This is a genomic window from Pseudomonas cremoris, from assembly GCF_014230465.1.
The window spans coordinates 442,249-468,404 of sequence record NZ_JAAXCY010000002.1; the positions used below are offsets into that span (position 1 = coordinate 442,249).

General features: G+C 57.7%; 32 protein-coding genes and 1 tRNA gene. 13 read left to right on the forward strand and 20 right to left on the reverse strand.

Annotated features, from left to right (window positions below; all coding sequences use genetic code 11):
- The first annotated feature begins 1 nt into the window (after position 1).
- Positions 2-415 (forward strand): hypothetical protein, encoded by a 414-nt coding sequence (locus HF257_RS05525; RefSeq protein ID WP_185704691.1) that lies wholly within the window; start codon positions 2-4, stop codon positions 413-415.
- Positions 416-534: 119 nt separating this feature from the next.
- On the opposite strand, the gene gabP is transcribed toward HF257_RS05525, so the two are convergent.
- Complete coding sequence (gabP, locus tag HF257_RS05530; RefSeq protein WP_185704689.1) at positions 535-1,926, reverse strand: GABA permease; 1,392 nt, start codon at positions 1,924-1,926, stop codon at positions 535-537.
- Between the two features lie 554 nt (positions 1,927-2,480).
- Between gabP and HF257_RS05535 the strand changes: the two genes are divergently transcribed.
- From HF257_RS05535 to HF257_RS05555, 5 genes are all read left to right on the forward strand, one after another.
- Positions 2,481-3,254: an ABC transporter ATP-binding protein gene (locus HF257_RS05535; protein ID WP_010213906.1), complete on the forward strand. Its 774-nt coding sequence runs from the start codon at positions 2,481-2,483 to the stop codon at positions 3,252-3,254.
- 13 nt (positions 3,255-3,267) lie between these two features.
- Positions 3,268-4,020 carry an ABC transporter substrate-binding protein gene (locus tag HF257_RS05540; RefSeq protein ID WP_185704687.1) on the forward strand — a complete coding sequence of 251 codons (753 nt, stop codon included), beginning with the start codon at positions 3,268-3,270 and terminating at the stop codon, positions 4,018-4,020.
- Between the two features lie 74 nt (positions 4,021-4,094).
- Positions 4,095-4,790 (forward strand): ABC transporter permease, encoded by a 696-nt coding sequence (locus HF257_RS05545; RefSeq protein ID WP_053253867.1) that lies wholly within the window; start codon positions 4,095-4,097, stop codon positions 4,788-4,790.
- Positions 4,791-4,828: 38 nt separating this feature from the next.
- Entirely contained in the window at positions 4,829-5,518 is a 690-nt protein-coding gene (locus HF257_RS05550) for an ABC transporter permease (protein ID WP_026013808.1), read from the forward strand.
- Positions 5,499-6,686, forward strand: coding sequence for a methyltransferase (locus HF257_RS05555; RefSeq protein WP_185705369.1), 1,188 nt, complete (start codon positions 5,499-5,501; stop codon positions 6,684-6,686). The genes HF257_RS05550 and HF257_RS05555 overlap by 20 nt, the downstream gene beginning before the upstream one ends.
- 240 nt (positions 6,687-6,926) lie before the next feature.
- On the opposite strand, the gene bcsQ (HF257_RS05560) is transcribed toward HF257_RS05555, so the two are convergent.
- Both bcsQ (HF257_RS05560) and bcsQ (HF257_RS05565) read right to left on the reverse strand, forming a co-directional pair.
- Positions 6,927-7,859, reverse strand: a complete 933-nt coding sequence (gene bcsQ / locus HF257_RS05560) for a cellulose biosynthesis protein BcsQ (protein ID WP_185704685.1) — start codon at positions 7,857-7,859, stop codon at positions 6,927-6,929.
- A gap of 208 nt (positions 7,860-8,067) precedes the next feature.
- Positions 8,068-9,018 carry a cellulose biosynthesis protein BcsQ gene (bcsQ, locus tag HF257_RS05565; protein ID WP_233081261.1) on the reverse strand — a complete coding sequence of 317 codons (951 nt, stop codon included), beginning with the start codon at positions 9,016-9,018 and terminating at the stop codon, positions 8,068-8,070.
- A gap of 341 nt (positions 9,019-9,359) precedes the next feature.
- Here bcsQ (HF257_RS05565) and HF257_RS05570 point away from each other — a divergent pair, with 341 nt between their 5' ends.
- The 7 genes from HF257_RS05570 to HF257_RS05595 all read left to right on the forward strand — a co-directional run bounded on the left by HF257_RS05570 (position 9,360) and on the right by HF257_RS05595 (position 14,312).
- The gene (locus tag HF257_RS05570) at positions 9,360-9,587 is read left to right on the forward strand and encodes a DUF2790 domain-containing protein (RefSeq protein ID WP_185704682.1); all 228 of its coding nucleotides are present in this window, start codon (positions 9,360-9,362) and stop codon (positions 9,585-9,587) included.
- Between the two features lie 123 nt (positions 9,588-9,710).
- Positions 9,711-9,786 (forward strand) — tRNA-Thr (locus tag HF257_RS05575).
- A gap of 111 nt (positions 9,787-9,897) precedes the next feature.
- The gene (locus HF257_RS05580; protein ID WP_185712024.1) at positions 9,898-10,731 is read left to right on the forward strand and encodes a hypothetical protein; all 834 of its coding nucleotides are present in this window, start codon (positions 9,898-9,900) and stop codon (positions 10,729-10,731) included.
- Between the two features lie 610 nt (positions 10,732-11,341).
- On the forward strand, positions 11,342-11,698 hold the full coding sequence (locus HF257_RS05585) for a hypothetical protein (protein ID WP_185712025.1): 357 nt from the start codon (positions 11,342-11,344) through the stop codon (positions 11,696-11,698).
- A 512-nt stretch (positions 11,699-12,210) separates the two neighbouring features.
- Positions 12,211-12,456, forward strand: coding sequence for a hypothetical protein (locus tag HF257_RS05590; protein WP_233100266.1), 246 nt, complete (start codon positions 12,211-12,213; stop codon positions 12,454-12,456).
- 12 nt (positions 12,457-12,468) lie between these two features.
- Positions 12,469-12,765 carry a hypothetical protein gene (locus tag HF257_RS33280; protein WP_233100268.1) on the forward strand — a complete coding sequence of 99 codons (297 nt, stop codon included), beginning with the start codon at positions 12,469-12,471 and terminating at the stop codon, positions 12,763-12,765.
- Positions 12,766-12,881: 116 nt separating this feature from the next.
- Entirely contained in the window at positions 12,882-14,312 is a 1,431-nt protein-coding gene (locus tag HF257_RS05595) for a DUF2971 domain-containing protein (RefSeq protein ID WP_185712026.1), read from the forward strand.
- A 9-nt stretch (positions 14,313-14,321) separates the two neighbouring features.
- Here the strand turns inward: HF257_RS05595 and HF257_RS05600 are convergent, their stop codons facing one another.
- Genes HF257_RS05600 through HF257_RS05675 form a run of 17 tightly spaced genes read right to left on the reverse strand, consistent with a single transcriptional unit; the run spans position 14,322 to position 26,148 of the window.
- A complete protein-coding gene (locus tag HF257_RS05600; protein ID WP_185712027.1) occupies positions 14,322-15,293 on the reverse strand; it encodes a hypothetical protein in 972 nt (323 codons plus the stop codon).
- On the reverse strand, positions 15,266-15,970 hold the full coding sequence (locus tag HF257_RS05605) for a hypothetical protein (RefSeq protein WP_185712028.1): 705 nt from the start codon (positions 15,968-15,970) through the stop codon (positions 15,266-15,268). Before HF257_RS05605 ends, HF257_RS05600 begins: the two co-directional genes overlap by 28 nt.
- Positions 15,967-16,509 carry a baseplate complex protein gene (locus tag HF257_RS05610; protein WP_185712029.1) on the reverse strand — a complete coding sequence of 181 codons (543 nt, stop codon included), beginning with the start codon at positions 16,507-16,509 and terminating at the stop codon, positions 15,967-15,969. Before HF257_RS05610 ends, HF257_RS05605 begins: the two co-directional genes overlap by 4 nt.
- Positions 16,506-17,429 (reverse strand): hypothetical protein, encoded by a 924-nt coding sequence (locus HF257_RS05615; protein WP_185712030.1) that lies wholly within the window; start codon positions 17,427-17,429, stop codon positions 16,506-16,508. The genes HF257_RS05610 and HF257_RS05615 overlap by 4 nt, the downstream gene beginning before the upstream one ends.
- Positions 17,426-17,956 (reverse strand): DUF4376 domain-containing protein, encoded by a 531-nt coding sequence (locus HF257_RS05620; RefSeq protein WP_185712031.1) that lies wholly within the window; start codon positions 17,954-17,956, stop codon positions 17,426-17,428. Before HF257_RS05620 ends, HF257_RS05615 begins: the two co-directional genes overlap by 4 nt.
- A 12-nt stretch (positions 17,957-17,968) precedes the next feature.
- A complete protein-coding gene (locus tag HF257_RS33285) occupies positions 17,969-19,711 on the reverse strand; it encodes a phage tail protein (protein ID WP_233100269.1) in 1,743 nt (580 codons plus the stop codon).
- Between the two features lie 8 nt (positions 19,712-19,719).
- On the reverse strand, positions 19,720-20,244 hold the full coding sequence (locus HF257_RS05630) for a phage tail protein (protein WP_185712032.1): 525 nt from the start codon (positions 20,242-20,244) through the stop codon (positions 19,720-19,722).
- Positions 20,237-21,412: a baseplate J/gp47 family protein gene (locus HF257_RS05635; protein ID WP_185712033.1), complete on the reverse strand. Its 1,176-nt coding sequence runs from the start codon at positions 21,410-21,412 to the stop codon at positions 20,237-20,239. Before HF257_RS05635 ends, HF257_RS05630 begins: the two co-directional genes overlap by 8 nt.
- Positions 21,409-21,726, reverse strand: a complete 318-nt coding sequence (locus tag HF257_RS05640) for a DUF2590 family protein (protein ID WP_185712034.1) — start codon at positions 21,724-21,726, stop codon at positions 21,409-21,411. Before HF257_RS05640 ends, HF257_RS05635 begins: the two co-directional genes overlap by 4 nt.
- The gene (locus HF257_RS05645; RefSeq protein WP_185712035.1) at positions 21,723-23,705 is read right to left on the reverse strand and encodes a phage tail tape measure protein; all 1,983 of its coding nucleotides are present in this window, start codon (positions 23,703-23,705) and stop codon (positions 21,723-21,725) included. The genes HF257_RS05640 and HF257_RS05645 overlap by 4 nt, the downstream gene beginning before the upstream one ends.
- Positions 23,706-23,711: 6 nt before the next feature.
- Positions 23,712-23,855, reverse strand: a complete 144-nt coding sequence (locus HF257_RS33540; RefSeq protein ID WP_408635599.1) for a DUF6890 family protein — start codon at positions 23,853-23,855, stop codon at positions 23,712-23,714.
- A gap of 20 nt (positions 23,856-23,875) precedes the next feature.
- The gene (locus tag HF257_RS05650; RefSeq protein ID WP_185712036.1) at positions 23,876-24,163 is read right to left on the reverse strand and encodes a putative phage tail assembly chaperone; all 288 of its coding nucleotides are present in this window, start codon (positions 24,161-24,163) and stop codon (positions 23,876-23,878) included.
- Positions 24,164-24,202: 39 nt separating this feature from the next.
- Positions 24,203-24,655 (reverse strand): lysis protein, encoded by a 453-nt coding sequence (locus HF257_RS05655; RefSeq protein WP_185712037.1) that lies wholly within the window; start codon positions 24,653-24,655, stop codon positions 24,203-24,205.
- On the reverse strand, positions 24,655-25,188 hold the full coding sequence (locus HF257_RS05660) for a lysozyme (RefSeq protein ID WP_185712038.1): 534 nt from the start codon (positions 25,186-25,188) through the stop codon (positions 24,655-24,657). Before HF257_RS05660 ends, HF257_RS05655 begins: the two co-directional genes overlap by 1 nt.
- The gene (locus HF257_RS05665) at positions 25,185-25,490 is read right to left on the reverse strand and encodes a hypothetical protein (protein ID WP_185712039.1); all 306 of its coding nucleotides are present in this window, start codon (positions 25,488-25,490) and stop codon (positions 25,185-25,187) included. The genes HF257_RS05660 and HF257_RS05665 overlap by 4 nt, the downstream gene beginning before the upstream one ends.
- The gene (locus HF257_RS05670) at positions 25,487-25,699 is read right to left on the reverse strand and encodes a TraR/DksA C4-type zinc finger protein (RefSeq protein ID WP_185712040.1); all 213 of its coding nucleotides are present in this window, start codon (positions 25,697-25,699) and stop codon (positions 25,487-25,489) included. Before HF257_RS05670 ends, HF257_RS05665 begins: the two co-directional genes overlap by 4 nt.
- Positions 25,699-26,148: a phage protein gene (locus tag HF257_RS05675; protein ID WP_185712041.1), complete on the reverse strand. Its 450-nt coding sequence runs from the start codon at positions 26,146-26,148 to the stop codon at positions 25,699-25,701. Before HF257_RS05675 ends, HF257_RS05670 begins: the two co-directional genes overlap by 1 nt.
- Positions 26,149-26,156 lie beyond the last annotated feature (8 nt).

Genomic DNA, 26,156 nt, shown 5'->3' on the forward strand with positions numbered 1-26,156 from the left:
CATGGCCTCGCCGAACAAGCAGCAAAAACGCGCCCAACGCGCAAAGACCAAGGCCAAGCAGAACCGTACCCAACGCGCCGTTGCGACCAAGCCGGATGCATTTGCAGGCGATGACAGCCGAATTGATCTTGAGTCGGTGGATTTGACCGAGCTGTTCGTCGAGATGCGCGCTGCGGGCGAGACCAGTCAGCAGGCGTTGTGCGCGGCGTTCCTGTCGCACCCGTTGCTGGCGTTGGTGCTGGAGCAGGAAGGCGAAGAAGAAGCCACCGACTTTATCCTGGCGGCACTGATCGAATATCGGCAATGGGCCACGGACAGCGATGATGAAGCGGCCGCCCTGGCGTGGATCGAGTCGCCGCAGTTCCAGGCGGATTACGTGGCGGCATCCCAGGCGCTGGCCAGTTCGGAAGACTGACCCAGAACCCAATGTGGGAGCGGGCTTGCTCGCGAATGCGGTGCGTCAGCCGGCTTATTCAGTGACTGACACTCCGTATTCGCGAGCAAGCCCGCTCCCACATTTTTTACCGCGTTGCGTCAGTTGAGTACTGCAGCGCCTACTTTCTGGGCTTTGCGGCGGCTCGATACCATCAAGCCCGCCACCACCACCAACAAGCTCAGGATACCGGTCGCAATGATTTCGACCCGGTGCGCTTCCTGGAACAGCATGATGGTCAGCGTACCGACGATAAACACCATCACCGCGTACGTCAGACCCGGGAACAGCCACATCTTGAACACGATCTTCTCGCCCGCCGCCGTGCGCTTCTGGCGCATGCGCAGTTGCGACACCGCGATCACCAGGTACACCAGCAGCGCGATAGCGCCGGAGCTGGCCAGCAGGAATTCGAATACCGCCGCAGGTGCCACGTAGTTGGCGAACACCGCCAGGAATGCCGCGCCAGTCGACAGCAGCACTGCCCAGTAAGGCGTACCGCTCTTGTTGGTGCGCTTGGCCACGGCCGGCGCGTCACCGCGACGACCCAGCGAGAACAGCATGCGCGACGCGGTGTACAGCGCCGAGTTCAGGCAGCTGGTTACGGCAACCAATACCACCAGGTCGACGATCAGCTTGGCGTTCGGGATGCCCATGCGCTCCAGCACGGTCTGGTAGGAACCTACGGCCGCCAGGGTCGGATCGTTCCATGGCACCAGGGATACCACGATGAAGATCGACAGCAGGTAAAACAAACCAATCCGCCAGATCACCGAATTGGTGGCCTTGGTGATTTGCTGGCCTGGGTTTTTCGACTCAGCGGCAGCGATGGTGACGATCTCGGTGCCCATGAACGAGAACATGGTGGTCAGGATCGCTGCCAAGACCGCGCCCATGCCGTTGGGCATGAAGCCTTGGGTGTCAAACAGGTGGGAAACGCCGCTGACTTGGCTGGTAGGCAGGAAGCCAAAAATCGCGGCCAGACCGAGGATCACAAAGCCCACGATCGCCACAACCTTGATCAGTGCAAACCAGAACTCGAACTCGCCGTAGTTCTTCACGCTGAACAGGTTGGTTGCCGTCAGCAGCAAGGTGATGATCAGGGTAAAGGCCCAGATCGCAATATCAGGGAACCAGGCATGCAGGATGGTTGCGGCTGCGTTGGCTTCCAATGGAATCACCAGCACCCAGAACCACCAGTACAACCAACCAATGGTGAAACCTGCCCAGTGACCAATCGCGCGGTCGGCGTAGGTGGAAAACGAACCGGTGTCCGGCGACGCCACGGCCATCTCGGCCAGCATGCGCATCACCAGCACCACCAGCGTGCCCGCAGCGGCATACGCCAGCAGTACGGCCGGCCCGGCGGCAGCAATCGCGTGGCCGGAGCCAACAAACAGACCGGCACCAATAACGCCGGCAATCGACAGCATGGTGACGTGACGCGGTTTGAGCCCCTGTTCGAGGTCATTGGAGCTTTGCGTACTACTCATTGACACACCTTTACGAGGAATTGCGAAAACGGTCGGCCCAGCCCGGGATCTTTCTCGTGAAAAGAAACCAACAGAGCGTTCTTTATTTTTTACGCAAGATTTGCGCCAAAATGTTACAGACTCCCGATTGACGCGGGCTGCAGCGCGATTCAACAGTTCATGCAAGTCATTGAGATTAATGGCATTCCGCTATAGCGTTACCGAGCGACTCACTTTCAGGACGAATAAACGCACCAAAAACACACACAAAAAGTGCGTGACGCCCCATATAAGGGCTGATATGCACCGTTTGCCCGATTGACCCTTCCAACACCCGGCCAAAGCTGGCACCATCGCGCCCTTTTTTACGCGAAGCCTGCGGTTTTCCGGGTTGAAACGGTTGTTTGGTTGTTGATGGCGCGACACGCTGCTGTGCCGATGCGACACCCTGCCGCACACCGCCCGTTTACCGCCCGCCGCGCTGTTGGCTGTCATATAAACGCTGTGCTAGCTTGGCGCCTCGCCAGGAAGGCGGCCCAACAGCAGGATCGCAACGAACACAATGAGGACCCCACATGGCCGAGGCCACGCCCGCGCTTGAAATCCGCAACTTGCATAAACGCTATGGTGAGCTGGAGGTACTCAAAGGTATCTCGCTGACCGCTCGCGACGGCGATGTGATCTCGATCCTGGGTTCCTCCGGCTCCGGCAAGTCCACCTTCCTGCGCTGCATCAACCTGCTGGAAAACCCGCACCAGGGCCAGATCCTGGTGGCCGGCGAAGAACTCAAGCTCAAGGCCGCCAAGAACGGCGAGCTGATGGCCGCCGACGGTAAGCAGATCAATCGCCTGCGCAGCGAAATCGGTTTTGTGTTTCAAAACTTTAACCTGTGGCCGCACATGAGCATCCTCGACAACATCATCGAGGCCCCTCGTCGTGTGCTCGGCCAAAGCAAAGCCGAAGCCATAGAAGTGGCCGAAGCCCTGCTGGCCAAGGTCGGCATCGCCGACAAGCGCCACGCCTACCCTGCGCAATTGTCCGGCGGCCAGCAACAACGTGCTGCCATCGCACGCACCCTGGCAATGCAGCCCAAGGTCATCCTGTTCGATGAGCCCACTTCGGCCCTTGACCCGGAAATGGTTCAGGAAGTACTTAATGTGATCCGCGCGCTGGCCGAAGAAGGCCGCACCATGCTGCTGGTCACTCATGAAATGGGCTTCGCCCGCCAGGTGTCCAGTGAAGTGGTGTTCCTGCACCAGGGCCTGGTCGAAGAGCAAGGATCGCCACAGCAGGTGTTTGAAAACCCGCTTTCGGCGCGCTGCAAACAATTCATGTCCAGCAACCGCTAACGGAGCAACATGCATGCAGAACTATAAAAAATTCCTTCTAGCTGCGGCCGTCTCGATGGCGTTCAGCGCCACGGCCATGGCAGAAACCTTGAAAATGGGGATCGAAGCGGCCTACCCGCCGTTCAACAATAAAGACGCCAGCGGCAACGTCGTCGGCTTCGACAAAGACATCGGCGACGCCCTGTGCGCCAAGATGAAAGTCGAGAAGTGCGAAGTGTATGTGTCCGACTGGGACGGCATCATCCCGGCCCTGAACGCCAAGAAGTTCGACTTCCTGGTGTCCTCACTGTCCATCACCGATGAGCGCAAGCAGGCTGTCGATTTCACCGACCCGTACTACTCCAACAAGCTGCAGTTCATCGCACCTAAAGCCACCAAGGACTTCAAGACCGACGCTGCCTACCTCAAAGGCAAAGTTATCGGTGCCCAGCGCGCAACGTTGGCCGGCACTTACCTGGAAGACAAGCTGCCTGAAACCGAAGCCAAGCTGTATGACACCCAGGAAAACGCCTACCTCGACCTGACCTCCGGCCGCCTCGATGGCATGCTGGCCGACAAGTACGTGCAGTACGAATGGCTCAAGAGCAAAGACGGTTCGGCCTACGAGTTCAAAGGCGACCCGGTTGTAGAAAGCGACAAGATCGGTATCGCCGTACGCAAGGGCGACCCACTGCGCGAGCGCCTGAACAAAGCCCTGGCAGAGATCAAGGCAGACGGCACCTACAAGAAGATCAACGACAAGTACTTCCCTTTCAGCATCGAATGATCTGAACGGTATGCCCGGCGCGCTCACTTGAGCGCGTCGGCTTTTTGCAATGCCTGCCGCGATATGAAAACACCATGAATTTCGATCTCTACGGATTCGGCCCGGCGCTTGCCGCTGGCGCGCTGATGACCGTCAAACTGGCGCTCACGGCCCTGTGCCTGGGGCTGGTGCTCGGCCTTGCCGGCGCCTTGGCCAAGACGTCCCCGTACAAGCCGCTGCAATGGCTTGGCGGTGCTTACTCGACCATCGTCCGCGGCATTCCCGAATTGCTATGGGTGCTGCTGATTTATTTCGGCACGGTCAACCTGATGCGTGCCCTCGGTGAGTTCTTCGGCAACCCCGACCTTTCCCTCAGCGCCTTTGCCGCCGGGGTGATCGCCCTGGGCCTGTGCTTCGGCGCCTACGCCACGGAAGTATTCCGTGGCGCGATCCTCGCCATTCCCAAGGGCCACCGCGAAGCCGGTGTGGCGTTGGGGCTGTCGAAGTTTCGGATTTTCACCCGCTTGATCATGCCGCAAATGTGGCGCATCGCCCTGCCTGGCCTGGGCAACCTGTTCATGATTTTGATGAAGGACACCGCACTGGTATCGGTGATCGGCCTGGAAGAAATCATGCGCCACGCGCAGATCGGCGTAACGGTCACCAAGCAACCGTTCACCTTCTTCATGGTCGCGGCCTTCATGTACCTGGGCCTTACCGTATTGGCCATGACCGGTATGCACTTCCTGGAAAAACGCGCCGCCCGCGGCTTTGCAAGGAGCACCCAATGAGCGGCGACTACAGCTGGCTAGCGCATTTCGACCTAGGGCTGAACTGGGCCGTGATCATCAAATGGCTGCCCAAACTGGCTCAGGGCGCGACCCTGACCCTGGAGTTGGTAGCGATCGCCGTGATCGCCGGCCTGCTGCTGGCGATTCCGCTAGGCATCGCCCGCTCCTCGCGCCGCTGGTATGTCAGCGCGCTGCCCTACGCGTACATCTTCTTCTTCCGCGGCACGCCACTGTTGGTGCAGTTGTTCCTGGTCTATTACGGCCTGGCGCAGTTCGACGCCGTGCGCGAGAGTTTCATGTGGCCGTACCTGCGCGATCCGTTCTGGTGCGCCACCGCCACCATGACCCTGCACACCGCCGCCTACATCGCCGAGATCCTGCGCGGCGCAATCCAGGCCATCCCGCCGGGTGAGATCGAAGCCGCGCGCGCCCTGGGCATGTCCAAGCCCAAGACGCTGTTCTACATCATCCTGCCCCGCGCCTCGCGCATCGGCCTGCCGGCGTACAGCAACGAAGTGATCCTGATGCTCAAGGCCAGCGCCCTGGCCAGTACCGTAACGCTGCTGGAATTGACCGGCATGGCGCGCACGATCATTGCCCGCACCTACTTGCCGGTGGAGATCTTCTTCGCCGCCGGGCTGTTCTACCTGCTGATGGCCTACATCCTGGTACGCGGCTTCAAATTGCTGGAACGCTGGCTGCGTGTCGATGCATGCCAGGGACGTTAGAGCACGCTTCGAGGCGCTGGATGCGTTTCTGATCGAGCACCAAGGGCTGTGGAAACCACGGCCCTTTACTCATCTTCAACTCGCTTGGGAATCCCAACATCCCGAGCTTGCACACTGGTTGCGCCAACGCTCGCTGGATGACGCCGAAACCAGCCACAACACCCCGCATGACCTGCCGGCGCCCGCGCCTTTCCCACAGCTTGCCGCGCAGGCTCGCCAGCTCAGCGCTGTGGATAAGTTACCGACCCAGCCCATTGCGCCCGCCCGCCATCGCCTGAATGTCGATGTACCTGGCCGCAAGTGGCAGCAGATCGAAGCCTTCGGCGCCGCGCTGCAGTTTGCGCAAACACCCACACACTGGCTGGACTGGTGCGCTGGCAAGGGCCACCTCGGTCGGCGCCTGCTGCAGACCGGGCAACAGCTCACCTGCCTGGAATATGACCCAGCACTGATCGCCGCAGGCCAAACCTTAAGCGACCACCATGGCCTAGCGGTAACCCACCGTTTGCAAGACGTGATGGGCGATGTGGCGATCAGCCCCGAGCACACTCCCGTTGCCCTGCACGCCTGTGGCGACCTGCATGTGCGCCTGCTGCAACTGGCCAGTGCGGCCGGCTGCAAACAACTGGCGTTGGCGCCCTGCTGCTACAACCGCATCAGCGCAGACGCCTACCAGGCGCTATCCAGCGCAGGCCGCGCCTCAGCCTTGCAACTGTCGGTGGATGACCTGGGCCTGCCACTGAGTGAAACCGTCACCGCCGGCAACCGGGTGCGCCTGCAACGGGACACTTCCATGGCGCGACGTCTGGGTTTTGACCGACTGCAACGCCAACTGCGCCAGTGCGATGAGTACCTGCCCACACCGTCCCTGCCCGCCAGCTGGCTGGACAAACCCTATTCTGACTACTGCCGCGAGCTGGCAAGCCTCAAAGGGTTATCCACAGGTGAACAGGATTGGGTGGCGCTGGAGGCGTACGGCTGGCGTCGCCTAGCCGAAGTAAGGAACCTGGAATTGCTGCGTGGCCTGTTTCGGCGCCCGCTGGAGTTATGGCTGGTACTGGATCGGGCATTGTTTCTGGCCGAAAGCGGCTACAAGGTCGAGATAGGCAGCTTCTGCGAAGCCGTATTGACGCCGCGCAACCTGATGGTGCTTGCCGAGCGCGATTAAGGGGCAAAATTGTCGCAGGGCAGCCTGTGGATAACTCTGTTGATGAATTCTTGACGGGGCCTGTAATCATCTACGCTACCGGACCAGAGCCAGGCTGATCATTTTTTGTTCACAAAATAAAACACCCGTAAAACAGGCAGTTGCGAGGTGATGAGAACGGCTCCACAAAATGGCCGTTTCGTGACAGGCGCATCCAACCGATTGTGCATAAGCATCTGGCATTAAGCATCTATACGCGCCTTACGCGCAGTTTTTCGGCGCCTTCAACAACCGGCAAAGGTCGTTGATATCGTCAGTGGCCAAACTCATCACGCGGCTGTCCAACGGGTCAGTGCCAAAGGCCAGGGCTTCGCTGATCGCCATATCGCGATGCACTTCCAGCGGCGCGCGCTCCAATCGCTGTGTGAACGCCTCGACCATGTCCAGGTTGAAGGCATTGCTGTCATCCAACTGGTTGATCACAAAGTGCACGCGCGGTGGATACTCACGCTCAAGGTGCGGCGCCAGCATTGCATCCAGTTGGTCCAGGGTCCCCAGTGAGGCAGCGTCGGCCTGGGCGACGACTACCACCACATCGGCCACGCTCAGCGCTTGCTGGCTGTACACGTTATTGCCGGCGGGGGTGTCAATGATCAGCGTGTGGCGTTCAGTCAGGCCCAAGGTCGAAACGCGTTGCGCCAGCCAATTCGAATCACGCTTAAGCCAGCGCTGCAGGTTTTCGCGCTGCTGGGTGTCGGTATCGCCAAAGGGGATCACCTGGCAACCGGCAAACCCGGCCTGCTGGATCAGTTTCCACTGTGCATTCTGCAAGCTGGTGCGACCAATGCCCGGCAAGCCAGCGCTGACGCCGAAGTGATGGCGCAAGGCGTTCTGCGGGTCCAGGTCCAATGCCACGACAGTTTCGCCTTGGCGCTGCAAACCGCTGCTCAAGGCAGTGGCCAACGTACTACGACCGACGCCGCCATTGACCGACACCAACGCCACCACTTTCGGGCGCGGCGTTACGGCATCCACTGGCAGCGTATGTTCATTGGCACTGGGAATTTGTGAAGGAAACGGGGTGCCGTCATCGACGGGAATGCTGCCAAAAAAGTGCAGCCGTGCATTCAGCCCTTGGGCATCTCGAGTGACGTTCTTACCGAACAGCACCAAAAGCTCATCAGTGAAGCTCATTACCCAAACTCCCACACGACGCGGCTTAAAGACGTGAAGGGTCGGCAAGGAGAAGGCTTACCGCAGGTCTTTTTGTAGGCGTCTCTGTGGAAGCATTCTGTGACAATGCAGGCAATGTGTCATTATTTTGATGATATTACTGTACATTTTTTAGACAAGCGGCGAGTCGTCAATTTAATGACCAAAAAACCCTCAGCCATAGGTATTTTTAATCAATTCGCCGAAGCAGCGTGCGGCACAACGCATTGATGTCCTGGCAACCGATGCTATTGATGGCAGGGTCAAGCGGATCGCGACCGTAGGCTTGGGCTTCATTGAACGACGGATCGCGGCGGATCGTGCCCAATAACGCATCGCCCAGGCGCAACTTGAACACCTCAACCATGTCCTGGCTGAAGTAATGGGCTTCGTCCAACTGGTTGATCACATAAAACCGATGGGGCGATTTGGCGTGCATCAGGTACGGCGAAAGGAAACTATCGGCCTGAGCCAAGCTACGAAACGACGCGACGTCGGGCTGTACCAATACCAAGACAACATCGGCGACTGACATCGCTTGGCCCAGGAACACGCTGTCGCCCGCAGGCACGTCGATGACCACCGTATCCTGGCCATTAAGCCCGAGCCCCGACAAACGCTTGGCCAGAAACTCACCATCCTGGCCCAGCCAGCGGTTCAGGCTTTGCCGTTGCACGGAGTCGGTTTTGCCAAACGCGACCAGGCGACAACCCGCAAAACCTCGAACAGGTAGCGCCGCCCACGCTTGATGAAGCAGGCTCGTCGTCCCGATCCCGGGCACGTCGGCGGCCTGGCACGCGTGATGGCGCAGCGCATTTTGCGGGTCCAGCTCCAGGGCAAGCGCAGGGTGCCCCTGGCGCTGCAGGCTACTGGCAATCGCCGCCGTCAGCGTGGTACGCCCCACGCCGCCTTTAGCCGACACCACCACCACAACCCTGGGCGCAGATTGATCCGAGTACACCTGCCCATGGGGCCCCTCTACCAATTCAGGCGGATGCAAAAGGCCCGTTGCGCCCAGCTTTAAATCGTCGAGCAAACGCTGCAGGGGAGGCGACGTCGGCTCGCCCAGACCCGACGGATCAACAGGAGGGTTGGCAGCCAGCGCGTTGTATAACTTTGAAATGTCATGCTCACGATTCAATGCCTGCCCTCCTTTCAATCGACGGGAAAATAAGACGCGCATTGTGTGATATCAGATTGGCAGTGTCAGTATTTTGATGATTTACGATAATTAGTTTCAGATGAACGGCATTTCGTCATTTTTATGGCTTATTACTTTATTCAAACAAATCAAACAGTTAACTAAACTTAACGACCAATCCATTCCATTTTCGCCGAACTCACCCCACTTCGTATCTGCATGTAGCCGCATTGCAGACACAAACAATACGAAACAAAACCCACCACCCCACGACACAGACCAGATACCTCCCAAGCGCTCAATAGCCCCACACCCACTATTGATCCCAAGAGGACATCGCCATGAACCCCAACAACTGGAACATCTTCATCGCCTCCAGCCTTCTGGCCCTCACCTTCAACGCCCAAGCCAGCGCGAAGCCGGATATCCAAAGCGTACTGTCGACAGTCGAAGACAGCAGCACCGCCTGCGGCGTGGTGAACGCACACATGACCTACCTGGATTCCCATGGGCAAAAGCAGGTGCTGGACTACAGTAAATTCGCCAGCAACTGCGCAGACGGCAGCTAATGAAAACGGCCACTTTTCAGGCGAAAACCCAAGTGCCGTGAAAAAACCTGTCATTTCGCAAAAATAGTCAGAATTCAGGGGTTTACAGAACCTCGCCAATCGCTATAATCGTCGCCCTAACACGCCGGTATAGCTCAGTTGGTAGAGCAACTGACTTGTAATCAGTAGGTCCCGGGTTCGACTCCTGGTGCCGGCACCATACAAAACAAAGGCTCGCAGCAATGCGGGCCTTTTGTTTGTCTGCAATACGTAACAACGCACGTAACAAAGGCCTCCAGCAACTGCTGTCTGACTACGTAAGGACACGTCCATGTCATGGTTTGATACCAATCTAAGCTTCCTTTCTCCTGGATGGGTTGGCTCATTGATTGGGCTGATTGGCGTGCTAGGTGGCGTGATCGCCTACTTTCGCTCGCGAAAGCGAACTAGCTTAAGTTTTGCGTACCTCGGTGAACATCTGCTGGGTAGCGAGTCCTCCGCTCTACCTGAAGGGATAAGTGTTCAGTATTACGGAGAGGATATTCCTCGCCTGACTCGGTCTGTAATCGTCCTCTGGAACAGCGGTGAGAACACGATATTGGGTACAGAAGTGGTTGATATCGACCCACTTCGATTCTCCGTCGGAACAGATGGCAAATTGTTGTCTGCGTCAATTTTGAAAGCGAGCCGGCCGGTGAACGATTTCAGAATAAGGCCCCCCTCCGCGCAAGCACCAAACGAAGCGGTCGTGGAATTGAATTATTTCGATTCGACGGATGGTGTGGTGGTCGAAATTTTGCACACCAGCACAAGCCGGCATCCAGACATAAAAGGAACAGTTCGAGGCCTGCCAAACGGGTTGAAATCTTTAGGCAGAATGTCCCGCTCGCCTGACATCATCAAACGAATCGGCCCACATCGTTGGTTCCGAAGCTTCTTTATCAGCTTGACCATCTGGATTCCAATCATCTTAGGGATGGCGTTCATGCTCGCTGCGTTGTTCGGAAGTCCTGAAACGCTAAAGTTGATAATGACGTTCAACGTTGAGAACTTAAGTACTCCTGTGATGACAATGGGCTGTTTTTACATAGTCATGGGGTTGATTCCTCTTTATCTTTTTCGGCGAAAACACCCTAAGAACTTACACATCGACGCGCTCGAGTGATCAAGCACCCGTAACCTTTGAGCGTAATGATCGGCGGCAGGGCAAGCACAATATCTAGAAACGAATGCTGAATTATCAGGCAGGTACGTGGCTGCTTAGGGTAGCGCGTTGGACGGGTAAGATGAGGTAGTCCGGGCTAGCCAATACCCCGCCAAGTTGAACGCCGCCGAAGTGTGTCCACGCATCAAGCGTCACCCCCTACGACACACGGGAATTTTTTTCCGGTGCACCCATCAAAAGTGCGTAAGAAGTGTAAGTGAGATTTTTAATCTATCTCTATCCCTTATATTTCAATAGCTTAAATCCATTTCTAAACCGTAAGTAGACTGTCAGATCAGTGTCTGCGCCGAACAGTTCATGACTGTAAGTGAGAACGCCAGCAACCTACTGTTTTTAAAGGTTTTTTTAATTAGATTTCCTAGCTTACACTTTTTGACGACATGACTGTAAGTGACTCCCCCCAATGAATCCGGGGCTTTTCAGACGTTTTTCGACCCGCTGACGCCACTTACGTGTCAGGAGGGGGTGTACCTGGAAAAAGTTTTAAGCAGCCGTTCAGGCACGCCACACCAGACTGCTATCGCCTCGTGACTTTGATCCGGAAAACACCATGACAAAACCCAGCTCCGTCGCTCCCATTCCAAAAATTGAAGTCGTCAAGAAAGGCGCCCTGTGGGAGGTCCATTGGGACTACCAGGAAGGACCGGCCAGCCTGATTCTGTTCAACCGTGCTGACTACCTGCGAGGCTATATAGATGGTGCGCTGGACATCCTCGGGATTGATCCCGATTGCGTGTGCTGCGCCAGCGGCGTGACCGGCACGGTAAAACGACTGACTCAACATCAGGCCGACACACTTTATGGCTCATTGAACCAATTGCTGGTCCCGTTGGTAGAAGCGGAATTCGCCCGCATGGAACGCCTCGGCGCCCTTCCTCATGTACGCGGCGCCGCTGCAAAAGTTTGAAACCCCTCTCCCCCATGTAATCATGCCTGCCAGGCCCAGCCGGCGGGCAACTCCCTGCATATCCTGAGACACGCCCTGTACCTGCAACTACGTGCACTTTCGACCGGTTGCGATTCTGAAAACCGCTTGGTTCGAATGTTTTAAAATTTTCGACCCAATGAAACCGGGCCCTCCAGCCCTGACCCGTTCGTAGTCGTCTGTTGCACCGCAGTGCAACCGCACTGCACTTCTCTTCAAAACTTTGCAATCTATGAAACTGCCGGTCGCCCGCAGAGCGCCCCAGCCAGCCTGGGCTGCCGGTTCGTTTGCACTACATCCGGGTTTGCACAAAAAAAGGACGCAAACCCCGTCGGCGGGAGGGGGATAAGTGCTTTTTCTTCCAATTTTTTCTTGCTGAAGCAAATTCAGGGCTGCTTCCAGAGCGACACCTCATCGGATCACCGCGCAAGCAGTCAGGCCTCGGAATATACTGTTTGCATATACAGTATCAGTGACAGGCGAGCGGAGGCGAAATGATGACGAGCACAATTGATCTCATCCAGAACGGGGTGACCTTTTCATGGTTAAAGTTGCTGCGGGATGAGGTGGCCTTGATGCGTCACCCAGGGGCACACCATAAAAAGCTGATTGATGGGGCGTACGCGCTTTATCGGGCACAGCTGATAGACCCCAATGAGCTTGCTGATCTACTTGAGCAAGCGGATGGGGCACTGGAGTACGCCGTAGAGGCGCTCCTGGATGAACCCAGCGGCGACTAAGGCAGACCAATCATGCACATGCTCGTGACCCCGATGCGATGCAAAGGCGTAGCCTTGGACCCACAAGAAAGGAAGCGTTACCCGGCAATTAGGGGTGACGTACTTGTAGCACCCGCGACAAGCACCGAGCTTGGCCGAAGCTCAAATGTAGCGCGAGTATCGAAGGGGATGCCATTGGAACCTGACCCACTGCCCCGGCTGCTGGATGCGGCATTGTCCGGGATGGCTCCTACAGGATTTGTGCTGAGTGGGATTGAGTATGTCGAGGGATGTGCATACGCTCAATCTTGGTGGTGCCGTTTGGCGTAAATGTAACGTATCGGCATAGTAGGCAATTGCAGTACATTAAACTGCTATTAAGTATGAATTTAAGAACTAAGGATAGGCAGCTGAGTTAGCAGCAGCCCTGGATAAAGGGAACACCCATGACAGAATTCATGTACAGATTTAGGCCCGTAAAGAGGCTGCTTGGTGAAAGCGACAAAGATGGAGAGCTGGAGGGTCAGTATATTTACTTCGCATCCCCACAACAGCTGAATGATCCGCTGGAGGGTTATAAAGACATCTACTTTGATGGCGATAAAATAGTATGGAAAAACCTTATCAAGCATTACGTCAGATGCCTAATAAATAGCTGTCTAGAGCTTATACATAGAATAGATGAAGTCCCGACGAGAAAAATCAACGTATTCGCTTCCGCAGACACTTCCATCACAGAGCTTAATGAATTAAATCAGGAGATATTTGAATCGCTCACGTCAGAGCAATGCATACAGAATTTTATTTCAAACATTGGAATAGGGAGAAAACTCAAACGATGGGAGCTATTAGCTCACCTGCAGATACTACATTTTTATTTTTTTGAAAGCATATTTGAAATCTTTTTCACCAAAGGGTTTCTAGCCAAGCCTTACAAAAAAAATTCAGAGGAACGAAATGAAATACTGATAATTTTGAAAGAACTACTCCCACAATTGCTAATTGATGCAAGTTCGGCAAAAGCACAAGAGTCCGAATTCTTACAAACATATAGAAAAAACAGTGAAAAGCTACTATTAAAAAGATACAAGACACACAAAACAGGAAAAGAGTATTTGTTTTTTGTGAATTTTGAATTCCCTGAAGCATACTGTAGAGAGATTGAGCGACTGTTATATCCTAGCTGGTACACCGCTTGCTTTATGTCTTCTTGCTCGGACTCTTCCATTTGGGGAAGTTATGGTGGATACCACCAGGACGTGTGTTTGAAATTCAGGACAGAGAAGGTACAGGATTACACCGCACTGACACTTACCTCGCCAAGTAGCGAGGACAGAAGTGGCATCGTATGGCGCCCTACACAATTTGAATTTCGTGAAGTTTCTTATGATAAATCTTTCGTAAATATAGATTTCTTCAAGTCGATGGGTAACCTACCAGTTCCAGTACTACTCAACACGTGGTTCAAGGGAGAAAAAGGCGAAATTAGCTCCTGCGCTGAAGAAATGCTCACTAGCGAGCAAAAATGGCGAGAGCATTATTGGGACAATTTTAATCACTCTGCCACCGTTAAACTTCGCGCTTGGAGTCAAGAAAAAGAATCCAGACTAATCCAATATTCAATGATGAGAAACTTAGAAGATAACGAGCTGCGCAAATTGCGCTACGACTTCAATTCACTTGAAGGCATAATATTTGGCATTAATACAACCATGGAAAACAAAATAAAAATAATAAGCAAGATTGAATCCCTATGCGCAAAACATAAGCGAAGTAATTTCAGCTTCTATCAAGCGAGATACAATGAAGACTCGAGAGAAATTAGCCACGACAAATTAGAAGCCATTCAAATTGGATATAAAGAACCTGAAACATAGTGAGGAGCATTAAATAACTATCGACTTAGTAAGCAGTGAAAGATTCTCGACTTGCGCTGCATAGCCAACGAATGCAGCAGAATTACCAGGGGGCGGGGTCGGCCCATGGGTATGTTCGGAGAGCTGAATATTCATCTGCTGCACCAAGTCGAGCAAATCGCAAAGTACCTGCAACACGTTTAGGCTTTCGGAACCCAGCCAAGTCTTAGGCGAGACAATCCGCTGACTGACCGCCGCAACGCTTTTACGCAGCCCCTGAATCCGTTCCTCCATATCCCCACCCACCATGGCATTGTGTTTCTGCCCGACCACCAAGTTTAAATCCCGCCCAGTCGCCTGGTGTAAATCATCCACTGCAGCTAGGCTCGCAGATCCCCCCGACAGCAGCTTGAGCGCACCCAGCGCCTCGATCTTCTTGATCCCACCCACCGACTCGCTTGAATGGTCATCCACCGTCCTGGTGTGGCTCTGGAAGCTCTCCGTGTTCTGCATCGCCTCCACTTCCCGCTCGATCGCCTTATCCTGTATTTTGCCGTCCGTTTGGCGCAGCCAGTTGCCGTCGGCGTCGACACGCTGTTGGCATGCCTCGCTGTGCTGCCACACCTGGTCACCCTTCGGCACCCGGGGCAGGCTCAGGCCGTGGGGAAGGATCTGCGTGATAAAGGGCTTATGTGGCAGGCCGTAGGCGAAGCTGACCACCACAGTGGTGCCCTCTTCCGGGAAGCCAAACATACCCGCCTCTTGCCCGCCCATCGGCGCCGGCAGCGGCAGGCCGGTCAGAATCGGGAGCGCGGAATCTGGCTCGCCATCGGGCAGCAGCACTTCCACATCGACGCCAAAGCGCGGCCGGAAGTCGTCGCACAGACCAGGTGCGGCCGGTGCATCGGGCACGGCCACTACGCGGCCAAAGCGTGGCAGGTGGTAGCCGCCGGTGAGTTCGGGGAATTGTCGCTCTACGCTGCGACGGATTGCGTCGTCCATTTGATCGCCATTTGGTTGCCGGCAAGGGTCACGCTGGTGATCCTCTCGCCCTGGTTGATGGTTGCACCTGGGCGCAGTCCTGGAAGGGCCGCGATCATTGCGCTCTGGTTGCCCTGGTAGCCGTCAAACAGTTCGACCGGCATCTGCAGCGGCGAACGGAGGCCAAAGAAGCTGTCCGCCCAACGGCCCACAAACACCTCACCGTCGCCCTGCTGCTGCCAGATAAAGTCGGGAATGTTGAACACGCTAGCCAGGCTATCCATGGCTAGGTAGCCGGCTGCCAGGCTGTAGAAGAAAGGCGCCTTGACCTTGGCATAGGCCTGGTCCGGCACGCGGAAGCGCAGGCCGGTCTTGTCGCTGACTTCGGCCAGCACGCCCTGCAGGTCGACGTGGCGCAGGTTCAGCGGCATAGGCTGCGACAGGATCGCGGCCAGTTCACGGCAGACCAGGATCTGCTGCACGCGGTTGATGGCCGTGGAGCGCTCAACAAAGCCGATGAAGTGACGCTGCAGCGGGCTGTCGTTGTAACCGACATCGAGCATCACCAGGCCTTTGACCGGAGCATCTGCCTGGATGGTGAACGTCGCCCGGCCGGGGCTTTTGATCTCCAGCCGAACCTCATCTTTGATCAGCGGGTAAGGCGTGCCGCTGATCGTCAATACCTTGTGTAGTTTCATGTCGTCGGGGCCAGCCAGTCGTCGACCCGTTTCAGGGTCCGTTCAAAGCCGCTCAGTTCCTGGGGCTTATCCTTGCCGTCATCGCCACTGGCGCCGCCGACAGCCGAACCCGGGCCAGACTGCGACGTAACGCCATTGCCGGCGCGCCGATTCTCCACGCGCTCGGGGTTGGAGAGCTTTTCCGACAACGTGAACTGCACCAGCCAGAGGTTTAGCGAGTCATCTTCACGGGCGCTCACACCGTCCGAAAACTGCACTTCGCGTATCCCGAAGGCGGCAGCGGTGTCATTGACGATGCGGTACATCTTGAGTTGGCCACCGCTGCCCGTTGCCTCTGCCAAGCGCATCAGGCTGCGCAGTTGGGAGTGGTCGACAAAGGGGATCTGCAACGAAACCGCCAGTGTCTTGGGCTTGAAGCCCTTGTGTGCTGTCTCGCTGTTGCTGGTCTGCCCCGAAAGATCGTCGCTTTCAATACGCAGGTTGGCCGTAATTTTCAGGCGTTTGCCCAGGATCTGCTGGCCATCGAGTAATAGCGTCATAGGCCAACCAACTCCCGAACAAAGCTCAAACCATCCAAGGACCCCACCAGCAGCACGCCGGCGCACAGCACCCACTCATGACCAGGTGCTTCGCCCTGCAGCAAGGCACGGCGCAGCTCGTTGTTGTCGCCTGGGCCCAAGATCCGCGCACGCATGCTGTGGTCAGCGTTGCCATCGGCCAGCAGGGCTTTCAAATCATTCAGCTGTTTGTCGCGGTCCAACTGCTGGGCAGCTTTGCGTCCAGCCAATGCAGCTAAGTCGCCCAGGGGCGAACTGTCGGCGGCGTAGCTTTCCAGGACGGCGATCTGACCAGCCATGGATTGCTTCGCCGCTTTGACCACCGTGCAACGCTCCAGAGGCAGCGCAGACCAGCGCGGCAAAGGCCCAGCGCTAGGGATCTCCCACTTTTCGGCCTCCAGCCGCGACAGGTTGCGCGCCCGACGTTCAGCACGCACCAGGTCAGGGATCGGCAGCAGCGAATTGAAGCGCGCCAGGGTCGCGGCGAACTGATCCAGACGCGTGCCTAGGAACATCAGCGACAACGCATATTGAGGGCCAGCCGGTCGACCGCTGTCAGTGGCGTCGACCAGTTTGGCAGCCAACTGCTGCAGCAAGTTCGGCGCCGACAGAAAACGCTGATGGCCACGGCCCTGGCCGACTCCGCTTTGAAACGGAGTCACGGCCAGACACGCAGGTGCTTCGCCCATCTGCCCAGCCAGTGCGGCACGGCCGGCCTCGATCGCGCCCTTCGCCGCATCACCCACCGGCCCCGGGTTGGTGCTGGCCATGCCATCCAGTCCGGCCAGGCGTAGGCTAGTGCTGGCCAACTCACTGCCCGCCAGTGCCTGGGTCGCTGCCAGATCGCCCATCCATTGGGTGGACTGCTCGGGCCAGCGCATCGTTACCGGTGTCCACGTCATGGCTGCGAAGCTTCCCAGGTAATGGACTCCAGCGCTGCAGGATCTCGATCTGCCAACGCCTGGTCCAACACTCGCTTGAGCCTGTCGGCCTTCTGCAGCAACTGCAGCTTGAAGGCAGTGAAGTCGATTCCGACTTGGCGCAGTTGCTCAGCCGTATGCGAGCGAAACGCTTTCACGCCTAACTCATCGTTACATGGATAGAGAATATCCATTGCCCCCAGGATTGCGCTGGTCAGATTCATTTGATCATCCAACTGGCTGCTGTACTGGTAGTGACCGCCGAGCGCATCAGACCAGAAGCCGCCGGTGATCGCCCGTTCACAGCCCAGATTGATCTCCGCTACCTTGGCGGCGTGGGCCGCTCCCATGCTCGATGCGGCAGAAGGCTCAAAAGCTTTTCCGTCCCACAGCCAGCCCTGGGCAACCTCAGCGTTGCATGCAGCCCACTCATATGACGGATGAAAGCGGCCCGCTGGATCTTTGTCGGTCAGTTCCACGACTAACCCGTTATCAATTCTTGCCCACATAGATGTGATTCCTTACCAACGAATAATGACCGCGCCATGCGCACCAGGTGCGCCACCGCCTCCTGCCCAGCGACCGCCACCTCCATATCCTGGGTTACTCGGGCGTCTTGGATCGCTAGAAGCAAATCCACTTTCACCACCTGCTCCCGAGCCGCCGTAGAAAGACCCTGAGGGCACAGATAGGGCGGGGTTACCGCTACCGATAGACGTGTTCATATCTCCACCAGTACCAGTACCGCCGCTTGCAGTGCTGGCATCCACCCGCCCTCCGCCGCCTCCAGACGCAGAGCAAAATTCACCAAACGATGAGCCTCCGCCATTCAGGCCTGGGTATCCGTTGGCCACTGATCCGTTGCCGCCTGTCCCCACCGTGATGACAACCGAGTTAATCCCAGTTAGGTCGACAGCCTTTCTGGCAACGCCACCACCTCCACCGCCACCCGGCCCTGGAGAGCTTCCATAAAAAGCACCGCCGCCACCGCCTCCGGTGACTTCAACCCAACATTTTTTTACCCCTGCTGGAACGTTCCAAGTGGATACACCTGCAGTGAGAAAAAGGGCCTGCCCATTCACGGGCATTTGGTCGAAGATCTTTTTGGCCAGCTTGGTTGTGGCCAGCACGTCGGAGCTGTCTGAGTCCCAGCTATCGCTTTTTGCATTCGGAAGTTTCCCCAGGCCCACGTCTTCTTTGGTGGTCTTTCGAGCCCGCATTTCCAGGTGATCACCGATGACGATCAGCTCATACAGGGCTCTTAGTGCCTTGGTGGTAGCAAGGATTTCGCTGTCCGATACGTTGGGGTCGTCGCTCTTTGCGTTGGGAATAGCAGACAACCCTACGTCTTCCTTGGTCGTGGCCCTGGCGCGCAGTTGCTTGTAGTCACCAATACGCAGTGCAAATTGCTGGACCAGGGGGCCGTCGATCGCCTCGACCGATCGCCGATCCGTAATGCCGGCAGTGGCCAGGTCTGCGATAGCCACGCAGTAGTGCTTCACGCCGAGGGCGTCGGTGTAGTCCGCCTTGTTCGCCCCGAAAATCAACGTCCAACTGGCCACCACATCGCTCAGCTCCCGCTGCAGCACTACGTCCAGCCAGACTGTGGTGGGCAGTGACGGCGGCGCGATAGGCAACGCAGCCGATTGCACAAGGCGCATACCTTCGATGTAAGCAATGCCCGACTTGAGCTGATAGGCACTGCCGACCTTTATCACCTGCAGCGAGCTGCCGAAGAAACAGGCTCGCCCGTACACGTCGCGATTGCTAAGGCGCTCGCGCTCATCGATGCCGGCCAGGCGCACGGTGAAGTCATGCTGCCAGGTGCTGGCATCGATGGTGATGCCGGTCAGCGCCAGGGCGCCGTCGAAGGCCACCAGGAAGTTTCGGGTCAGGTTGTTGCCGATCTGCAGCGGCGGGATGTTGCGGCGCTTTTGCTGCACAGGCACATACGCCACCGCAAACAGCACACCCTCAGTAGTTTCCAAACCGATCCAATTGAAGTCCCAGTCGCCAACGTCGGAGCCGATCTGCGCGCTGTACACCACCTGATTGGGGTTCACGTAGCCCGCATGCTCGGCAGGGATCTCGTGCACATTGACGATCTGACCCACTGGCGGTTTTGGCGCCGCCCGGTCCACCGGCGCATTGGGATTCAACCCGGGTACGTTGGCAAAAATGAATCGACTCACTTTGAGCCCCGCGTTTGCGGCTTGTTTCTGCGCGATCAGGTTTTCACCTGCAAGGGTAATACTGGCTCCCATGAGGGCTCCTAAAGGCGGGCGACCAGCGTTTGCTGATCGTCGTGGAAGTGAACAAGGCCGATCCGCACCGGAATAGGTGTGATGGTGGAAAAGTCATAGCGCCGGCACGTGCGGCCGTATTGCTGGATCAAAACCCGCAACAGCTCGGGGTTTTGCGACAGCTGGGAATCGGAGAAACGCAGCAGCACCACGTCCCAATCCCGATCGGGCTGACGCTCCTCGATCTCGACGTAACCCACGCCCAGGCGCACCAGGATGCGCTTCATGCCAGCCGTACTTCCGGCGTCCACCGCGTTGATAAAGGCGTGCTTGACCCGAAGCCGATACAAGCTCTCAGGTTCCCCCTTGAAACGGGTGATATCGCGCTGCCAGGCCAGCAGGTCCAGCACGGCGATATGGCAGGTGTCCGCGTCCATCTGCAGCAGTGGCCAGCGCAACCAGCCCTCGACGCGCTCCCACCAGGACTGGGCCGCCGTTTTGAGCTTGGCCAGCTCGGTGCCATCAAGCCAGAACGGCAGATCGATCTTAATCATGCAGTTGCACCTCCAGGCTCTGAATCCGTGGAATGTTCAGTTCGGCAATGATGTCGGCGGTGGCAAAGCGCAGTGACTCGATGCCGGGGAACTGCTGATGGAGTTCTTCGCCCAGGCGGCTAAATGAAAACCGCGATTGGGGATAGGTCAGCGTCGGTTGGTAGTCGGTGGCGGTGCTGTCGCGGAACGCCGCACGGATAAACAGCGTGGCGTTGTCCTTGAGCGTTTCACGCTGCTCGGCGGTCAGCGTAGAGCGCGGCCAGATCTCCAGCTGCAGCGCGTGCTGGGTTTCTGGCATGACCATTACCAACAGATCATCACCGTGGCCATGGTTGCCCTGGTCACGGATATGCGCGTTGATTTGCTCCAGGTACGTCGCCGCCGGCACGTCCGCTTCAAACAGCACATAGGCATTGGCGCTGCCTGGCCCACGTGGCGCGCCGTGTTCGAAGTAAACGCCGTCTGGGCGTACGCCCGGGAAGGCCGAGATCATGGCGCGATATACCGCGTCGGTGTGCCATTGGTTGACCGCTGAAAACTGGTTGCGGGTGCGCAAACGCAGCTCGTCATTGGGCTCAGGATCCGCACCTGGTGTGGTCAACCAACCGTCGCTGTTCACCACCTGGGCAATGCCCGGTACCGGCACCGGCAAAATCGCGTAGTAACCCGGGGCCAGATTGAAGCCGGCGCCGGTGTCGACCGCCTCTACAGGGATCTGCAATTGCATCAGCCCATCAGCGAAGATGCCCACCGCCGTGGTCACTACCTGGTAGATATGCCCGTTGATGGAAGCGGACTGCACCAGCGTGCCCGCTGGCACTTCCAGAGCGCCGCCGGCGGCCTCGCGGGTGAACAACAAAAAGCCCTTGGCCTTAGTCGCGCCCTTGCGTTCGACGTTTACCGCCCAGGCGAGCATGTCGAGCCAGGCGTCTACAGCAGTCTTGACGAAAAAGTTCGGCAGCACCGTGGCCACGAAAAAATCCAGGATCCACAGAACCGGCTTGGTGACCAGGGCGCGAACCACGCGCCAGAACGGTGAATAGGCGCTGGTGTTGCTTAGCTTGCTGCCCTGGGCGGCTACCTCTTTTTCCCAAGCCTGCAGCAGCCCCGCCTCGGTGGTCGGGATGCCGGCGTCAGTCAGCGCCTGTTTAAAATCTACGTCACTCACAAAGCCACCTCGATGTTGCCAAATTTCAGGGTTGTCGCCGTGACCAGGTACTGGCCAGGCTGCAGCTGGGTGATCTGCGTCGTGCCCGGTACCAGGCGCTCGTCGGCCTCCACCAGCAGCTCCAACTGCTGGATGCAGTCGCGCTGCTTGAGGCGATCGCGCTCGGCCACCAGGGTGACCAGCAGGCCGCTGTCGCGGATCATGTGGGCGATGTCTTGGGCGATGCTGGCCCGGTCATCGATCAGCAGCGGTTGGCGGGACGGATCCAGCACCAGGTCGTTGCCGGCAATCAGCAGATCGATGTACTCGCTCATCCGCCCACCGACATGGCCATCATGTTTTCCATCTCCAGGGGGCTCATGGGCTTGCTGGTGTGGATCTCGACTTTCTCCACCCGAGTACCTTGATTCTGGTTCTGAGTGTTCTGGATGCTGGTCAGCAAACCGCCAGGCGGCACCGCGTTAGGGCGCGCCGGCGATAGGTTCGGAATGGCCGCATTGATGCTTTTTTGGGCTTTTGAGGCGCGGTCGGCCTGCTCAGCTGCACCCATGGCCACGTCGACACCTGGTGCATCAGGCACCGCGCCGAATGTGGTCTCGATGTTGACGCCAGGGATCTTGTTCATCATCGCGATCAGGCCATTGATCGCGCTGTAGAAGATCGAGGCGATGCTGTTCCAGGCGGCTTGCACCATGCCCGACCAGCCGCCCATGGAGTCGAACCAGGCCGACAAAGCGGTGAGCTGCTCGCTGACCCACTTGAACGCCTCGCTATTGAGTAGCGCGGCAGTCCATTCATCCCAATAGATAACCGCTGCTGCGACCGCTGCCACCAGCAGAGCGATGCCGGTGATGATCAGCCCCACGGGGTTGGCGGTCATGGCGATATTGACCAGCCAGATCGCGGCCTGCCAAAGCATCATCGCGCCGCGCACAATGCCCATCCAGGCGACCATAGCCACCAGGCTAACCACGAAAGCCGTGATCATGACTGCGTGCATCAGGAACATCGCAATGCTGCGAAAGCCGGTCCAGGTAAGGAGTTTCCAGACCGTGATCATGCCCAGCCAGACCATTTTCGACAGGCCCACGGTGAAGGTGAGCAACGACATAGCCGCGACGATGCCCAGTGTGGTCAAGCTGGCGATGCCGACAACCCGGGTGATGTTCGGGAACAATTGCGTCCAGCGGGTGAGCGTTGAAGCCACGCCCGCTAGCTTGTTCATCAGCGGCGTGAGGATCGGCAGCAAGGCTTGCCCAAAAGCAATGCGCAACGCCTCGACGGCGGCGGCGAACTGCTGCCACGGGTCCACCATGGCCTGGGCCATCTGCTCGGCGTTCTCCAGGCCCCGGACCTTGCCCAACTGATCCATACCGTTTTTCAAACGGTCGGTGTCGCCCATCAGCGTGGTGATCAGGCGCGCCGCCTCGCCACCGAAGGCATCGCGAAGCTTCTTGCCGTTGGCCTCGATCGACAAATCCCCGAACTTGCCTTTGAGCTTGTCCAGGATGTCCATCATCGGCAGCAACTTGCCCTGTTGGTCGACAAACTTCATGCCCAATTTTTCGGAGGCGCCACTGATGTTCTCAAAAAACGACTTGTACAGGCCGCCGGCCTCGCCGCCGTCCATGGTGCTGCCCAGGGTGCCCAGGACTGCCATCTGCTCGGCCAGGTCGACGCCTGCTGTGCTGGCCAAGCCGCCGGCGGACTTGAACGCCTCGCCGATCTGCTCGCCGCTGGTGCGGAACAGCTTCACCGCCAGCGCCGTTTGGCCGGCTAGGGATTCAACCCACTGCCCCTTGCCCATGGCATCGGCCTGGCCCTTGAACAGGTTGTACATCGTGCCGACGTAGGTGCCCATGGTGTCGGCATCGGACTTGGTGGCCTTCGCCAACAGATTGCTGGCATTGGTAAAAGTCGCCAGCTGGTTGCCCGTCAGGCCTTTGATTGCACCCTCAATGTGGTATGCCGAGGCGACAAAATCCCGAGCGTTTTCGCCGTAAGCCACCGAAAACTCCAGTGACTTGCGGTTCAGCGCGTCCAACGCATCCTCGGCCACGCCCAGCGATCGGACCTCGCCCAGGGCGCGATTCATTTCCAGGGCTGGCTGCAACGACTCAGTGATGGCCATGCCGGCGCCCACCATCCCAGCCAGGCCTAGGCCCATCTTGGTGATGTTTTTCTGCCCCTGTTCAGCCAGGTCAGAAAAGCCCATTTTGACCTTGCCCAGGGGCGCAGTGACCTTGTCGGTCAGGCTCAAAATAAAGGCCAGTCGGGCGCTGCGGTCAGTCATGCCGGGTTATCCGTTCAAGGCATGGGCGATACCGTTTGCTACGGCGATCTCCATGCGTCTCCAGTATTCGTCGTCCAGCCACTTGGCTGATCCCATGTTTTCGATCGTGGGTTCAGCACCAGGCAACCAGCGCTGGGTCAGGGCGAACAACTGCCCAAACCCGTCCTCAGTCAGGCGGTCAGCGTGGCCGAGGGCTTTTTTACGATGATTTCAACGTCCGGCGCGTACTCTTCCACCAGGGTGCCGGCCAGTTGCATGACCATGACTGGGTTGCCCAGCAACACCTTCAATTCGTCTTTTTGCGCCGGCAGGATGGTGTTGGCCAACAAGTTGTTGGCCGGGGCGACCTTGTTGGTTTGGGTCAGGGCGTTGAAGTACTTGGTGATGTCCTGGGGCGTCAGGGTGAAGGTGAATTCCTTGTCGCCGACTTCCAGGGTGATATCGCGCTTATGGGTCATTGGTGTTGCTCCGTGGTTGATTTAAAAGTGGGGTAACGATCAGCGCAGGCAAACTCGGCGCACGTGGTCCTGCAGGCCCAGGATCATTTGCTTGCTGAGGGCAAGCTGATCTCTGAGGGTGAAATAATCTTGTCGAGCGTCTTCTGTGAGTTCGGCGGATCCGCCATCAGCCAAGCCGCCGGCGCCGGTGATACCGGTCGTGGGGGCGCTGCAGGTGGCGTTGACGCGCAACCGCTTAAGGCCAGTGCGAACAGCGAGGCGCAGGCCGTCGTTTTCCATGCGTTCATCGTTCAATTCCTGGGTACGTTGAAGGTCGATAGCGTCGCGCTCGGCCAACATCTCGCCGCTGATGCGCGCCGCTTCGCGAAGGCCGGTCACCTCGAATACAGCGGCGTCACGCTCGATGCGTGCGGTATCACGCTGGCCCTGTAAGAGGTCAAAGCCGAGCCAGGCCACTAGGCCTACCACCAGGGGGAAAATGGCATCACGCATCACAGACCCGCCTTGCACAGTTCGGCCTCTGCCAGCCGACGCCGGTGTAAGCCACGGACAAATTCCTTCTGCCCCGGAGCAGTGGTGACGTAGGCCCACACAGGTGTTTTGCCATCCGCCGCCCAGGCCAGTGCGTTACAGCCGTCCTTGATTCGACCGGAGTTGATCAACCCGACGGCCCGACTGGCGCACGTGCTTGGCATGCCAACGTTGTGGCCATGACTACTCAGCGCGTCGAACGTGTTCTGGCCAACCTTCTGATTGGTGATGCAGTCGGCCAGCTGCAGTTGCCCTTTGCGGATCACCAGCTGTTCCACCTCGCTGCAGTGAGCGTCCGACCAGTAGTCACCGATAATCACCGGGTACGGGCTGGTGTAGCGGGTGATGCCTTTGCACACGGTCGGCAGGCCCTGAGCCAATTTGTCGGCATAAACGGTGTTCTGGCCGTTGCCTTCCCAGGTGCCCAGGAACAGCACCAGGACTGAACTACAAAGCGTGAGTCCGCCGGCGGCGATCTTGCCGCGCAGGCTCATGGGAAAACCACCCGAAGCAAGGTTGGGCCGATCATCTGCAGCACGGCCCACAAGGTGCTGGCCACAGCCAGCGCCCAGGTGATTTTGGTGCCAAGGCCGGACACAACGCTGGTCAGCTTCTGCTGGCCCTCGTTGAGTTCCGAGAGCTGGCCAGCAAGGTGTTCAAATTGCTGTTCCAACTTGGTGACGCGCGTCGGGACCGTTTCCATTTGGCCCACGCGGTGTTCGACCACGGCCATTTTTCGCTCTAGGCGCCCCAGGCGTGCGGAGTTCGCCAGGTCGGGTGTGGTTGCATCGGTCATCGGCGGTAGCTCCGCTCGTGTAGGGTCTGGCAAGGCACGCAGCGGGTGATACCGCCCAGCGCCTGGCGCGCTGCAGGGATTTCGTTATCGCAGTCGATGCAGTCGGGCAGGCTTGGCCCTGAGGGGCGCGGACGAGCGAGCTGTGCCTGAATCGACCGCTCGCGCTCCAGCTCCTCGATCGCCTTGGCGTCGTCGAGCCAATCGCCCATTAGCGCAGGCCCTCGATCTCAGATGAGTCCAGGTACGGCACACCGTTGATGCGAATAAAGTCCGGGCTAGTAACCTCAAAAGGCAGTTTGTGCTTGGTCTTCTCGCCGCCCTTGGGATCGATGCTGAGCAGGCTGGACACCTTCAACTTGCAGCCGAAAACCTCGATGCGCAGTTCTTCATCGCCGGCCTTGGCAAAGAAAACCACGTCGAACGCTTCCAGCTTGCGGAAGCTGCCAGCAGTGCGCGCAGCTTCGATAAGCAGGTTGAAATTGGACGAGTCCAATTCAAAGTCGCCAGCTGCTGCCACGTCGCCGTCGACGTAGCCGTCAGGCACGCCCCGGGTTTGTGCGGTTTTACCGTTGTCGGTGATATCCAGGGTGCAGCTTTCAACGTGTACCTGCATATCGCCCAGGTTCACGTCGAAGTTCTTGCCGCCAATACGTGACATGGGGGCTT

Coding starts and splice junctions, on each gene's coding strand:
- HF257_RS05525 (WP_185704691.1), top strand. CDS start 2: ATGGCCTCGCCGAACAAGCAGCAAAAACGCGCCCAACGCGCAAAGACC.
- gabP (WP_185704689.1), bottom strand. CDS start 1,926: ATGAGTAGTACGCAAAGCTCCAATGACCTCGAACAGGGGCTCAAACCG.
- HF257_RS05535 (WP_010213906.1), top strand. CDS start 2,481: ATGGCCGAGGCCACGCCCGCGCTTGAAATCCGCAACTTGCATAAACGC.
- HF257_RS05540 (WP_185704687.1), top strand. CDS start 3,268: ATGCAGAACTATAAAAAATTCCTTCTAGCTGCGGCCGTCTCGATGGCG.
- HF257_RS05545 (WP_053253867.1), top strand. CDS start 4,095: ATGAATTTCGATCTCTACGGATTCGGCCCGGCGCTTGCCGCTGGCGCG.
- HF257_RS05555 (WP_185705369.1), top strand. CDS start 5,499: ATGCATGCCAGGGACGTTAGAGCACGCTTCGAGGCGCTGGATGCGTTT.
- bcsQ (WP_185704685.1), bottom strand. CDS start 7,859: ATGAGCTTCACTGATGAGCTTTTGGTGCTGTTCGGTAAGAACGTCACT.
- HF257_RS05570 (WP_185704682.1), top strand. CDS start 9,360: ATGAACCCCAACAACTGGAACATCTTCATCGCCTCCAGCCTTCTGGCC.
- HF257_RS05580 (WP_185712024.1), top strand. CDS start 9,898: ATGTCATGGTTTGATACCAATCTAAGCTTCCTTTCTCCTGGATGGGTT.
- HF257_RS05585 (WP_185712025.1), top strand. CDS start 11,342: ATGACAAAACCCAGCTCCGTCGCTCCCATTCCAAAAATTGAAGTCGTC.
- HF257_RS05590 (WP_233100266.1), top strand. CDS start 12,211: ATGATGACGAGCACAATTGATCTCATCCAGAACGGGGTGACCTTTTCA.
- HF257_RS33280 (WP_233100268.1), top strand. CDS start 12,469: ATGCACATGCTCGTGACCCCGATGCGATGCAAAGGCGTAGCCTTGGAC.
- HF257_RS05595 (WP_185712026.1), top strand. CDS start 12,882: ATGACAGAATTCATGTACAGATTTAGGCCCGTAAAGAGGCTGCTTGGT.
- HF257_RS05600 (WP_185712027.1), bottom strand. CDS start 15,293: ATGGACGACGCAATCCGTCGCAGCGTAGAGCGACAATTCCCCGAACTC.
- HF257_RS05605 (WP_185712028.1), bottom strand. CDS start 15,970: ATGAAACTACACAAGGTATTGACGATCAGCGGCACGCCTTACCCGCTG.
- HF257_RS05610 (WP_185712029.1), bottom strand. CDS start 16,509: ATGACGCTATTACTCGATGGCCAGCAGATCCTGGGCAAACGCCTGAAA.
- HF257_RS05615 (WP_185712030.1), bottom strand. CDS start 17,429: ATGACGTGGACACCGGTAACGATGCGCTGGCCCGAGCAGTCCACCCAA.
- HF257_RS05620 (WP_185712031.1), bottom strand. CDS start 17,956: ATGTGGGCAAGAATTGATAACGGGTTAGTCGTGGAACTGACCGACAAA.
- HF257_RS33285 (WP_233100269.1), bottom strand. CDS start 19,711: ATGGGAGCCAGTATTACCCTTGCAGGTGAAAACCTGATCGCGCAGAAA.
- HF257_RS05630 (WP_185712032.1), bottom strand. CDS start 20,244: ATGATTAAGATCGATCTGCCGTTCTGGCTTGATGGCACCGAGCTGGCC.
- HF257_RS05640 (WP_185712034.1), bottom strand. CDS start 21,726: ATGAGCGAGTACATCGATCTGCTGATTGCCGGCAACGACCTGGTGCTG.
- HF257_RS05645 (WP_185712035.1), bottom strand. CDS start 23,705: ATGACTGACCGCAGCGCCCGACTGGCCTTTATTTTGAGCCTGACCGAC.
- HF257_RS05650 (WP_185712036.1), bottom strand. CDS start 24,163: ATGACCCATAAGCGCGATATCACCCTGGAAGTCGGCGACAAGGAATTC.
- HF257_RS05655 (WP_185712037.1), bottom strand. CDS start 24,655: ATGCGTGATGCCATTTTCCCCCTGGTGGTAGGCCTAGTGGCCTGGCTC.
- HF257_RS05660 (WP_185712038.1), bottom strand. CDS start 25,188: ATGAGCCTGCGCGGCAAGATCGCCGCCGGCGGACTCACGCTTTGTAGT.
- HF257_RS05665 (WP_185712039.1), bottom strand. CDS start 25,490: ATGACCGATGCAACCACACCCGACCTGGCGAACTCCGCACGCCTGGGG.
- HF257_RS05670 (WP_185712040.1), bottom strand. CDS start 25,699: ATGGGCGATTGGCTCGACGACGCCAAGGCGATCGAGGAGCTGGAGCGC.
- HF257_RS05675 (WP_185712041.1), bottom strand. CDS start 26,148: ATGTCACGTATTGGCGGCAAGAACTTCGACGTGAACCTGGGCGATATG.